The sequence below is a fragment of the Rhizobium terrae genome (genome assembly GCF_003425685.1).
Taxonomy (GTDB): Bacteria; Pseudomonadota; Alphaproteobacteria; order Rhizobiales; family Rhizobiaceae; genus Neorhizobium; species Neorhizobium terrae.
This window is the reverse complement of sequence record NZ_QJKM01000019.1, coordinates 90,542-101,695: the sequence shown is the minus strand read 5'-3', so window position 1 is coordinate 101,695 and position 11,154 is coordinate 90,542. Positions and strand designations below refer to the sequence as shown.

11 protein-coding genes and 2 pseudogenes are annotated in these 11,154 nt (G+C 60.2%); 7 read left to right on the top strand and 6 right to left on the bottom strand.

Going from position 1 to position 11,154, the window contains the following annotated elements:
* Positions 1-29: 29 nt before the first annotated feature.
* Positions 30-284, bottom strand: coding sequence for a type II toxin-antitoxin system Phd/YefM family antitoxin (locus DMO26_RS27940; RefSeq protein WP_117195593.1), 255 nt, complete (start codon positions 282-284; stop codon positions 30-32).
* Between the two features lie 236 nt (positions 285-520).
* On the opposite strand from DMO26_RS27940, the gene DMO26_RS27935 reads away from it, so the two are divergent.
* From DMO26_RS27935 to DMO26_RS27920, 5 genes and pseudogenes are all read left to right on the top strand, one after another.
* Positions 521-1,474 carry a DUF1403 family protein gene (locus DMO26_RS27935; RefSeq protein WP_226951444.1) on the top strand — a complete coding sequence of 318 codons (954 nt, stop codon included), beginning with the start codon at positions 521-523 and terminating at the stop codon, positions 1,472-1,474.
* A 2-nt stretch (positions 1,475-1,476) separates the two neighbouring features.
* A complete protein-coding gene (gene scpB, locus DMO26_RS27930) occupies positions 1,477-2,178 on the top strand; it encodes an SMC-Scp complex subunit ScpB (protein ID WP_117195601.1) in 702 nt (233 codons plus the stop codon).
* A gap of 488 nt (positions 2,179-2,666) precedes the next feature.
* Positions 2,667-2,789 (top strand): annotated as a pseudogene (locus tag DMO26_RS35115) (calcium-binding protein); the annotation flags it as partial.
* A 21-nt stretch (positions 2,790-2,810) separates the two neighbouring features.
* On the top strand, positions 2,811-3,146 hold the full coding sequence (locus tag DMO26_RS27925) for a calcium-binding protein (protein WP_162895081.1): 336 nt from the start codon (positions 2,811-2,813) through the stop codon (positions 3,144-3,146).
* 151 nt (positions 3,147-3,297) lie between these two features.
* Complete coding sequence (locus DMO26_RS27920; RefSeq protein ID WP_117195590.1) at positions 3,298-4,695, top strand: M20/M25/M40 family metallo-hydrolase; 1,398 nt, start codon at positions 3,298-3,300, stop codon at positions 4,693-4,695.
* A gap of 25 nt (positions 4,696-4,720) precedes the next feature.
* On the opposite strand, the gene DMO26_RS27915 is transcribed toward DMO26_RS27920, so the two are convergent.
* From DMO26_RS27915 to DMO26_RS27890, 5 genes and pseudogenes are all read right to left on the bottom strand, one after another.
* On the bottom strand, positions 4,721-6,523 hold the full coding sequence (locus tag DMO26_RS27915; RefSeq protein WP_117195589.1) for an adenine deaminase: 1,803 nt from the start codon (positions 6,521-6,523) through the stop codon (positions 4,721-4,723).
* A 193-nt stretch (positions 6,524-6,716) separates the two neighbouring features.
* Positions 6,717-7,367, bottom strand: a complete 651-nt coding sequence (locus tag DMO26_RS27910; RefSeq protein WP_226951443.1) for an IMP cyclohydrolase — start codon at positions 7,365-7,367, stop codon at positions 6,717-6,719.
* 119 nt (positions 7,368-7,486) lie between these two features.
* A complete protein-coding gene (locus DMO26_RS27905; RefSeq protein ID WP_117195587.1) occupies positions 7,487-8,047 on the bottom strand; it encodes a nucleotidyltransferase family protein in 561 nt (186 codons plus the stop codon).
* Between the two features lie 63 nt (positions 8,048-8,110).
* On the bottom strand, positions 8,111-8,281 hold the full coding sequence (locus tag DMO26_RS34560; protein ID WP_264319377.1) for a hypothetical protein: 171 nt from the start codon (positions 8,279-8,281) through the stop codon (positions 8,111-8,113).
* 355 nt (positions 8,282-8,636) lie between these two features.
* Positions 8,637-9,337 (bottom strand): annotated as a pseudogene (locus DMO26_RS27890) (IS6 family transposase).
* A 116-nt stretch (positions 9,338-9,453) separates the two neighbouring features.
* On the opposite strand from DMO26_RS27890, the gene DMO26_RS27885 reads away from it, so the two are divergent.
* Together DMO26_RS27885 and DMO26_RS27880 are read left to right on the top strand one after the other, a co-directional pair.
* Positions 9,454-9,789 carry a helix-turn-helix domain-containing protein gene (locus DMO26_RS27885; RefSeq protein ID WP_117195585.1) on the top strand — a complete coding sequence of 112 codons (336 nt, stop codon included), beginning with the start codon at positions 9,454-9,456 and terminating at the stop codon, positions 9,787-9,789.
* Positions 9,782-11,029 carry a type II toxin-antitoxin system HipA family toxin gene (locus DMO26_RS27880; RefSeq protein ID WP_117195584.1) on the top strand — a complete coding sequence of 416 codons (1,248 nt, stop codon included), beginning with the start codon at positions 9,782-9,784 and terminating at the stop codon, positions 11,027-11,029. The genes DMO26_RS27885 and DMO26_RS27880 overlap by 8 nt, the downstream gene beginning before the upstream one ends.
* Positions 11,030-11,154 lie beyond the last annotated feature (125 nt).

The window sequence follows — 11,154 nt, the reverse complement described above, 5'->3', positions numbered from 1 at the left end:
TGAGATGATGTTGGTGTCGACGAGATACATTAGAAGGCCACACCGCGGCTTGGCGTTTTCGAGCGCGCATCGACCGCGTCGGCGAGTTCGTCGTCCCACGCCGGGCCGCCAAGCAGATCGTCGACCAATGTCGGCCGGCCGGCCCGCAGCGCATCGTAGTCACGGGCCGAAAGAATCACGGCCGTGCGTTCGCCGCGCACGGTGATCTCCTGCGGCCCCTCGTGGCGCGCCTTCTGCACCACTTTCGAGAACTGGTTCTTGGCGTCCTGTAGCTGCCACTCCATGCATTTTCTCCAATCTAGCTAGACTGTCTAGCTTTTATATCATGTTATGCCGACGGGCGAAAGCAGCAAAACTCCACCGATCGAGGGCGATTTTTCCAGGATCGCCGGACGTTTCTTCATAATGCAAGAAACGAACGATAATGCAACCTTATCGGTCATTATCAGTTGACGACATCGTGTGCGGTTTACGACGATAAAGCTGGCATAAACTGCGCGCTTGAATTATGCTGGATGGCATGGATTCGCTTCTGCCCGCCATCGAACCAACCTCGATCTGGTTGCCCCGCTTGCCAGGGTGGACGCGGCTGCGGACTCACGACATCACAGAATCCGACGCCGCCTTCGCCGCCGGTATCTCCTTGAAATCGCTTGATGATCTCATCCGCGCCGAGCCGGCGTGGCTCGGCTGCTGGCGCGACCGCCTTGCTCTCAGGTCCGCCGCTGTTGCAGCCAGGATGGTCGGCCGCAGCGAGGATGAGAATGCAATCCGCGATGCGGTTTTGCTGACGGCGACCGACGACGACCCCGGCCCTGCCGGAAAGCTGCTTTTGGCGACACGAATGCTGGCGCGCCGGACCCGGACACTCAACACCGCTTTCGTTCAGGAACTTGCCGATTTTTTTGCGCTCCGGTGGGACGACAATCTTGCCGCCGTCACCGACGTGATCGATATGGCAATCCAGTCCGGGCGCGCCGCGCCCTTTGCGGTGGCGGACCTTGTAATCGCGATCGTTGCGGCTCGCCCGGACGCCGAGGTGCTGGCACTCGAGCTCGCCGAGGTCGTGCTGGCGCACAAGCTGAACTGGCCAAGGCCCGTCCCATTGCTTTTACCGGAGCGTTTTGGCCCGGCTTTTCGCACGAACGGCGGACGGGGACGCGTACGGCCCGGCGAACCGGCTTATCCGAAAGCGATCTGCCTGGCGCTGGTTGATGGCGTCGATGCAGCGCTGCGTTCCGCCTCCGAGATTGATCGCCGCGCAGCGCAGCTGCTGGCTGTGGCCCCGAAGGTCCGGACCAAAGGCGCCGGCCCGCTCATCCGCAAGCTGCTGGAGGAGGATGCCGTCCTGGCATCGGCGCCAGGCAGCCAACTGTCACGCTGGGCGGCCAACCGGCTGTTCGAGCGGCTGGAAAGGCTTGAAGCGGTGCGCGAGCTTTCCGGCCGCTCCTCCTTCCGCATTTTCGGGTTGTGACGATGGCGGGAGCGAGCGCAGTCAAAACCAGTCGGGGAAAGACGAAAGAGCGGCAACAGGAGGTGCTGTACGATCGCGAGCTCGATGATCTGCCGCCGGAGATGCGTTGGCGGGAATGGATGCTGCGGGTCGAGGCGGTGATCTTTGCCTCGGCCGAGCCGGTAGACCGCGAGACGCTGGCGCGGGTGGTCGGGAAAGAGTGCAGTATCGACCTGCTGATCGACGATCTTATCGAGGAACTGCGGGACCGGCCGTACGAGCTGGTCCCGGTCGCCGGCGGCTGGCAGCTCCGTACCCGGCCGCGGTTTGCCGAGACGATCCGCGCGTCTTCGGCACCGACAAGGGGCGGGGCGGCGGCATTGTCGGAGTTCGAGGCGATGGTGCTGATGGCGGTGGGATATTTCCAGCCGGTCACCCGCGGCGAGCTGTCGAAGATTTTTGGCAAGGAAGTGAGCCGCGACACGATCGGCAATCTGCGGGGCGCAGATTTCATCGGCTCCGGGCCGCGCAGCCCGACGCCCGGCGCACCCTATACCTATGTGACCACACCATATTTCCTCTCGGCTTTCGGCATGGAGACGCTGCGTGACTTGCCGAACATCGAGGCGCTCGAGGACGCCGGTCTGCTGAGCCGACATGCGGTTCAAAACGAAATCGCCGCCTCGGAAGGCGGCGACAGCGAAACGAACGAGGAATCTTATTGAGTGATGCCAGCTGTCTCCGACCGCTTGGCCATCAGTGCCGGGCTCACAAGCATCGCCGTCGACGCCAGGATTAGCGACACGCCGAATTTCATCGGGAACGGAAAGAACTGATCTAATGAGGCTATGTAGGGGTAGGCGGCTGTGGTTTGGTCCATGGCCTCGGAAGGGCAGCACTACGTTGGCGCCATTTTGAACGTCTGTGCTATTCTTCGGCTCAATTCCGGGAATGCCCGTGGGATCGGTTCACCAAGCTTCACGTCTGACATAAGTCGCTTCCTTTCGCGGTTGACGAGCGATAAGTACCGCAGTGCACAAAAGTTCCTCGTCAGCGTCACGATGCTGGCAATATCCAGTTTCAGTGGGATTTGACCCACTTTTCCATCTCGCACTGAACCGCCTAAGTTGACTGAAGATGTTGACTGTACCGCGGTTCTTCTCGTCAGGGTGGATTCCGTTAAAACGCAAAAGCGGATCAGACCCAGACGAAAATCAACATTCTGACCCCAAGTAGTGGTGACGATATTTTCCACGGCGGGATCGTCGGCGAGGTCGTAGAAGGCAACGGCGGGTCAGATCATCTCTACGGCGAGGGCGGAAATGACACCCTCTACGGCGATCACAATGCGGACCCATTGCCGTCGGGTGTAAACGGTATTGATTATCTTCATGGCGGAGACGGCGACGACACTCTCTACGGCAACGGCAATAATGATTATCTGTATGGCGATGGCGGGTTAGATATTCTCTACGGCGGTGATGGAGACGACTTTCTCTATGGCGGCGAAGGAAACGATACTCTTAATGGCGAGGCTGGAAGCGACTTCCTGGATGGAGGTAACGGCACAAACAGCTATTGGGGAGGAACCGGCGTCGACGTGTTTTACGTTAGCGATGGAAATTCGACGAACTTCATCAGAGATATCTCCTTTACCGCGTTTCGATCGCCGTTCCGGTTCTCACCACCTTGAGTTACCGGTCGTGTGCTGCCCTTCATCCGGGTTGAAGCCGGCAAGAGCAAAAAGCTGCGACATTCGATGCGCCGAGGTGGCGGGAGGCATGTTGCACGGCGGGAGATGATGCTAGGTCTTCCATCGGCGCCATCGAAGTAAGGAGCGGAAGATGAGAATCGGGTCCCGAGAGCAGGTTGATGCGGTTCTTGCGCATGTCGACGCGAGGCTGGATGATAGCCTGGCGCGCCTTTACGATCTCATCCGGATTCCCAGCATCTCGACCGACCCCGCCTATCGCGATCAATGCCGGGCCGCCGCGGACCGGTTGAGCGGCGACCTCGCTTCCATCGGTTTCGATGCGTCGGTCCGGCCGACGACGGGTCATCCGATGGTGGTCGCTCATGAAAAATCGGCCAGCGGACCGCATGTCCTCTTCTATGGCCATTATGACGTGCAGCCCGTCGATCCGCTGGTATTGTGGACCAGCGATCCGTTCGAGCCCCGGCTGGAGTTGCTGCCGAATGGCGATACGGCGATCGTGGCGCGCGGCGCTTCCGACGATAAGGGGCAGTTGATGACCTTCGTCGAGGCCTGCCGCGCCTGGAAGGCGATGACCGGCGCCCTGCCGGTGCAGGTGAGCATCCTCTTCGAGGGCGAGGAGGAGGCGGGAAGCCCGAGCCTTGCGCCTTTCCTCGATGCGTCGGCGAGCGAACTCCAGGCCGATGCGGTCTTCGTCTGCGACACCGACATGTGGGACCGCGAGACGCCGGCCGTGACCACCATGCTGCGGGGTCTCTACAGCACGGAGATCGAGATCGGCTGTGCCGACCGGGACCTGCATTCGGGCATGTTCGGCAATGCGGCCCGCAACGCGCTGCAGGTCCTGTCGGATGTGGTTTCCAGCCTGCGGACGCCGGACGGCGGCGTTTCCATCGATGGTTTCTATGACGGCGTGAAGGAGCTTCCGGAGGCGGTGAAGGCGCAATGGAAGCGGCTGCCGTTCGACGAAAAGGGGTTTCTTACCGATATCGGCCTCTCCATTCCGGCAGGCGAAGCCGGCCGTTCCATCCTCGAGCAGGTCTGGGCGCGGCCGAGCTGCGAAATCAACGGCATGAGCGGCGGTTATACGGGCGAGGGGTTCAAGACGGTGATCCCTGCCAGGGCGACGGCGAAGATCTCCTTCCGGCTCGTGGAGGGCCAGGTCCCGGAAAAGATCCGCGACGCATTCAAGGCGCATGTCAGGGCGCGCATCCCGGCTGACTGCTCGGTGACGTTCAAGGACTTCGGCCTGGCGCCGGCAACCGTGATGCCAATTGAAAGTCCGTTCCTGACGAAGACGCTTTCGGCGCTGTCCGCCGAATGGGAGTGCGAGGCGGCCCTTGCCGGCACGGGCGGCTCGATCCCGATCATCGGCGAGTTCAAGCGGCGGCTCGGCTGCGACGCGCTGCTCGTCGGCTTCGCCCGCTTCGACAACCGCGTTCACAGCCCGAACGAGAAATACGACCTTTCGAGTTTCCACAAGGGCATCCGCTCCTGGGTGCGCATCCTCGCTGAGCTGGCCGAGTAACCTGGCCGACTGATCCCGCCGCCGGTCAGGCTTTTTCGAAGAGCGGTGAGATCACCATTTCGGGGACGAGCACAAGTCCCTTGTCAGTGATGCGGATTTCCGGGATGACGGAGAGCGGGATGAGGTTGAAGCCCATATAGGCGATCGTGCAGCCCGCCTTTTCCCATTCGAGCTTCAGGGCTTTCACCTCGTCGGCGACATCGTGGACGCGCTTGTCGGAGAGCAGGCCGGCGATCGGCAGCGGCACCATGGCGGTGACCTTGCCGTCCATCACGACGCAGACGCCGCCCTGTTTTTCCTCGATCGCGTCCAGCGCCACCTGCATGTCGGTTTCGTTGGTGCCGGCAACGATGATATTGTGGCTGTCATGGCCGACGGAGGAAGCGACCGCGCCCTTCTTCAGGCCGAAACCGTTCAGCAGACCGTGCGCGACATTGCCGGACGATTTGCCATGCCGTTCGACCACGGTGACGAAGCAGAGGTCATGACGGTCGAAATGCGCCTGCCAGTCGTTGGCGGGTTCGAGTGTCACCGTGACGTGGCTGAGGGTGATGCCGGGAAGCTCGGTGCGGATCGTATGGGCGGTGACGGTATCGGTCGGAAGGTCGGGAGTCAGCTTGAGATTCTTCGGCAGCTTGACGGTGTGATAGGCGGCCTCCGGATAGCGGTAGGGTTTCGAAAGTGCCTCATCCAGAACCGGCGTGATCTTACGGTGATCGACCACCAGTTCGCCGCCATACCAGGTGCTGACCGGTTTCAGGTCGTCGGTCAGAAGCACGAGGTCGGCCCTCCGCCCGCCGCCGAGGCCGCCGATCTCGCCTTCCATGCCGAAACGGGTCGCGCCATGCAGGGAGCCCATCGCCCAGGCCTGTTCGGGCGTCATGCCGGCTTTCACCGCCTCCCGTGTGACCCAATCCAGGCCGAAAGCGAGCAGATCCTCGGCATCGCGGTCGTCGGTGCAGACCGCCACCCGCTTGTGAGAGGCGCTGAGTTCCGTGATCGTCTTGATCGCGTGCGGCAGAGAATGCCACGGCGTCGTCGGCGGGCCGCCGCGCAGGAACAGCCAGACACCCGCCTCGAGCAAGTCGTCGGCAATGTCGCGGTCGATCGCCTCATGGGTGTCCGTTACGCCCGAGGCCGCATAGGCGGCAACGAATTCTCGCCCGTAGACATGGCCCGAAACGGGCCGGCCGCGCTGCAGGGCTGCGGCGAGGATCGCATGGCTGCGTTCGTCGCCCATGGCAACGGGCACGAAATCCATCTTTTCGCCGAGCGCCACCGCCTCCGGCCATTTGTCGAACAAAGCGGCGATCTTTTCGGGCGTCAGATCGCCGCCCGCCGTTTCGAGCTCGGGCGAGGTGGCCGGCACCGTGCTCGGCACGGTGAGGAAGATCGAAAGAGGTGCCTGGCGCGCATCCTCCAGCATCGCCTCGACGCCCGCGACGTCCATGACGTTGCCGATCTCGTGGCTGTCGCAGAAGATCGTCGTGGTTCCGTTGAGGAGGGCGGCTTCAGCATAGGCGCAGGCCGTCACCATGGAGGATTCGATATGGATATGCGGATCCACGAGGCCAGGGGCGATGATACCGCCCCTGGCGTCGTAGAGCCTTGCGGCACTTCCCCTGTAGCTGCCGGCCGGTTTCACCGCGGCGATGCGCCCGCCGGATATCCAGAGCTCGCGTCCGTCCAGAATGCGCTCGGAATAGGTGGACAAGGTTCGCGCGTCGCGGATCACCAGATCCGGCTCCCGGCGGCCGGACGCGACATCGGCGAGCAGCCGGGTCATGGTCGAAAGGGGCTGGACGGAGAAGCGGGTGAGAGCGGTCATGAAAATCTCGTTTCGCAGCTTGGGAACAGGCGGGCAGTGTAGGGAAAACCATCTCCGATCGAAAGCGGCGAATTGCAGCGGCGAGCCAGATGGAGCGGGCATCCCGGGTTTGCGAAAATGCGGATGGCGTTGCCTTTTCGGCAAACTAAATTGCGAGATATTTGTATTAGGAATTTCGCAATTGCTCCGGAATTTACGCCTGCACATCAAGAACGGCGGTTTCGAATCCTGACGCTGTGCCCACACAGGACGCGGCGCAGATAGGCTTCTCAAATCCGGCGAATACGGAACCGGCGATGACGTGCCGGCAAGTTTCATCCGCATCGGTTACATTGAACTTGATATCGGTCTGGCCGGCCTGCGGAAGCGGAAATTCGTAGGTCGTAATGTACGCCATCTGACCATCAGCGACTTCGACGGGAGCCACGGCTAAGCTATTTGCGGTGATGCTTCCCAGCCAAAGGCTATCCTCGGCAAGATCAATCAATCCACAAATTCTCGGTGTATCATGTTGATCGAATTCGCGATCAAGGCCGACAAGAACGCCAACGATCGCATCCCGTGGGCTGTTTCCTGCTTTCAGCCTTTCATAGACCGGCCGCGTATGCGTGCCATTGCTGACGATGGCAAATCGCTCATTCCAGATCATGCACTCATAAGCGATGTACGGGCTATCGGACATGGCATCAGCCGTTCCAGGCTGCACAACGATATTCACGCTGTTGCCAGTCTTCTTGGCGCTACGGTTCGGGAATGATCTGCTGGAAATTCTATAGGCTGCGGTAAGCTTTCCGTTCTGGTTACGCCCCACTCCGACAATCCGGCCTACATACATTTCCAGCATCTCCCCAAATCATCTGATCGGACCTTTTGCATGAAGCGCAAGCTTCCGCCATGAACAAAAGCAGGATATTTGCCACACGACCATTCCATTTGAGGAGCAGTCCGGTTAGCGCCCTGGCGCTAATCCCAGGGGATCACCGTTAGGTTAGGCCACCGCTTAAGCCACTTTGAAACTTTCGCCTCAAATATTTCGCGGGTAATCTGCTTTTTGTTTGCCCTGATCGTGCCGCTGAGGAGATCATCAAGGCCGAATGGCGCGTAGACCTCGACAGTCTTTAACAAGGGGCGCATTCCCACCGCCGTCGCTGTCGTCGGAAACGTGTCGATCGCATCTTGCATGGACCGGTAGGGGGCAATCGGATAGCCGAATTTTTCATTGTACCAGAGATGAACACGCGCCTCGTTCTTCACATCGATCCAAACGGGCAGGTGCGCAAACACCGTCCGGATGCGTTCGCCATGTTGCTGTTCGCGTTCGGCTGAAACGTCGTCGGGATCGAAGTACACCAGGTCCAGATCGGAAATGCCATACTCAGGCGGAAGACCGAAGTGCTTGTTCCATACGGTCTGCGCCAGGCAGCCCGCAACAAGCCAGCAATCCGGAAGATCCAGTCGCTCCCACTCTAACCAGATCGAGCGCACCAGGGGATTCGAGAGAACTGCTGTTTCAATTTCTGTCATGTTGGATGACACCTTTTCCCTTCTTCATTCGCGTTTATTTCGTGGGCTTCAGAACTTGTGCGACTAGAGTGGCAAGGGAAGTGCGCCCGTTGCAATCTTTCGTATCGTTTCGATGAAAAGCTTACACTCGGCGTGCATCACACGGCGCTCAATAGACGCGAGATCGTCGGCAGGCTCTATCGATACTTCTGGTATCGCGATGGTGCGACCGTGATCATACTCGGCATCCACCAAATGAATGGTGGCAGGAAAACTCTGTCTGGCGCTGGTCGACGGCGTCAACGCGGCGCTGCGGTCTGGGCTGGAAAGAGCGTCTGTTGTTCGTGAGCACAAACGCGGTTTTCCCAGATCGCTTTAAAAAAATGACTGTCAATCGGAGGGACAGCTCTCCTCCTGATCGTATCCGGCTGGTGGTCTTCAGGCCTTGCGCGAAAACAGGTCGCCGAACCGCTGCAGGTAGAGCGGCCAGCCGCGATCTCCCTCAACGCCGTCGCGGACGCCTTCCCAGCCCTGGCCGTGACGCTCAAGGTGCCGATGGGCGATGTCACGTTATCGGGGTTAGAACGCGATGAGACTTGCCGCTCTACTGTCAGTTTCCGATTGCCACGCCGTTCCATTCCGCCATGGCCTGCAGGCGGTGGCCACGAATGCCGAGAGCAGAGCGTTGTGAGCAGGACGGGACGAAAGGTTGCGGGTGGCGGAGAAGATCGAGACGAAACGCTGCAGGCTTCCCGGCGACCGGAAGCCCTGCATTGCTCGCTCCCGTTTTCGCAGCGGCACATGGGAATTCTCCACACGGTTATTGAGGCCCTTGTGCGAACGGTGCTCTACCTGCGGCATCACCTGACGCTTTGCCGCTCCGTAGGAGCGCAACTTGTCGGTAATCATGCGCTTTGGTGCAACGCCCTGCTTCTTCAACAGGCGCGTCAACAATCGCCTGGCGGCCTTGGCGTTGCGACGGCGCTGGACGATTTCGTCGAGCACATAGCCGTTCTGATCGACGGCGCGCCACAGCCAATGCTTCTCGCCCGCGATCATGATGGCCATTTCATCAAGATACCAGATGTCATCGCCGCTTGGCTGCTTGCGCCGCAGGCGGCGAGCATAGTCCGGCCCAAACTTCTTGCCCCAGCGACGGATCGTTTCATAGGAGACCGCGACGCCGCGCTCCAGCAGCATTTCCTCGACGTGCCGCAGGCTCAGCGGAAACCGATAGTACAGCCACACCGCGTGGGCGATGATCTGCGGCGGAAAGCGATGACGTTTGTAGCTGATGGGAGAAGTGCTCATGCCCACCGCCTTATCCCGCAAAAGCCTCACCGCAAGTTAACGTGACATCGCCCTCACTGGAAATATTGTTAGCTTCGTGCTACATAAAGGCAAATTCTGTAGCGCGAAGGTCCCATATGCCTACCCCACATCAGCCACCAGCAGCCGTCCGGCGCGCCTTGCGAAAGCTTGGTGCGGATATCCAGGACGCTCGTCGGCGACGTAAGTTGCCGATGGCGGTGGTCGCAGAGCGAGCCTTTACCTCTCGTTCGACCCTGCAAAAGATCGAGGCGGGCGACACCAACGTCAGCATCGGAATCTATGCGGGCGTCCTCCAGGCATTAGGGCTGCTCGACGGGCTGACCCAGATTGCTGACATCAGCAACGACAGTGTCGGCCAGGCGCTTGCCAGTGCCGATCTGCCGAAGCGCGTTCGCTTGAAGTCGGGGTCGGGATCGTCTCGCGATGGCTGACTTCGAAGTTCATATCGACCTTGCTGGAGAAACCCGCAGAATTGGTCTTGCGAGGAGCAATCGCATCCGCGGTTCCGAGACCATATTGTTCGAGTATGACGATGCCTGGCTGAAGGATCCCGATCGCTTCTCGCTGGAACCGGCGCTTGCATTGACCCGCGGGGCCTTCGCTCCGCCGGCAGGATTGGCAACATTCGGATCGATCGGCGACTCCGCCCCCGACACCTGGGGACGACGGCTCATGCAACGCGCCGAGCGTCGCAGCGCGGAACGCGACGCGCGAGCTGTTCGCACCCTCGCAGAGAGCGATTATCTGCTGGGGATTGCTGACGAAACCCGTCTCGGCGCGCTTCGATTCCGGTGGGTCGGGGAGGAGGTCTTCCAGGCTCCGATCCAGACGGGCGTTCCGGCCGTCATCGAGCTTGGTCGGCTTCTGCAGATCACCGAACGCATTCTGCGTGACGAGGAGACGGACGAAGACCTCCAGCTCATTTTCGCTCCCGGTTCGTCATTGGGCGGCGCACGACCGAAAGCTTCGGTCGTCGATCAGCATGGTCATCTTTCCATCGCCAAGTTTCCGAAAGAGACCGACGAATACAGCATGGAGACCTGGGAGGAGATCGCCCTTCGACTCGCAGACCAGGCCGGTATCGCCACTCCGCAACACCAGCTTATCGAGGTGGCGGGAAAAGCCGTCATGTTGTCTCGGCGCTTCGACCGCAACGGCGCCATCCGAATTCCATTCCTGTCAGCGATGGCAATGATGGGTGCCAGGGATGGCGAGCGTGGCAGTTATCCGGAAATTGTCGATGCGCTCGCGGCGCACGGAGCACAAGGAAAGACCGACGCCCATGCTCTTTATCGGCGGGTGGTCTTCAACGTGCTGATCTCCAATGTTGACGATCATCTGCGCAACCACGGATTCTTATGGTTGGGTAAAGCCGGCTGGTCGCTGTCGCCGGCCTACGACCTCAATCCTGTTCCGACCGATCTTAAGGCACGGGTGCTGACCACCAATATCGATCTCGACGACGGCACCTGCTCGCTCGATCTCCTGGAGGCTGCATCGGGATATTTTGCGCTTACGCTGGCCCAGGCGCGCGTCATTATCAAGGAGGTGGCAGCGGTCACCGCGACCTGGCGTGAGACGGCCAAGGCGGTCGGCGCGCGAAGCAGCGAAATCAACCGCATGGCTAGCGCATTCGAGCATGACGACCTGAAGCGAGCTTCTACGCTGTAACGAAGGCAGCGGCCTAAAGTTAACAGGACGATTTTCGAATGAGTCAACGGCTGAAAAGATAATTTGAAGACTAAACGATAGATAAAGTTATAACCATCGATAAGGGATACTTATCGATGGTTATA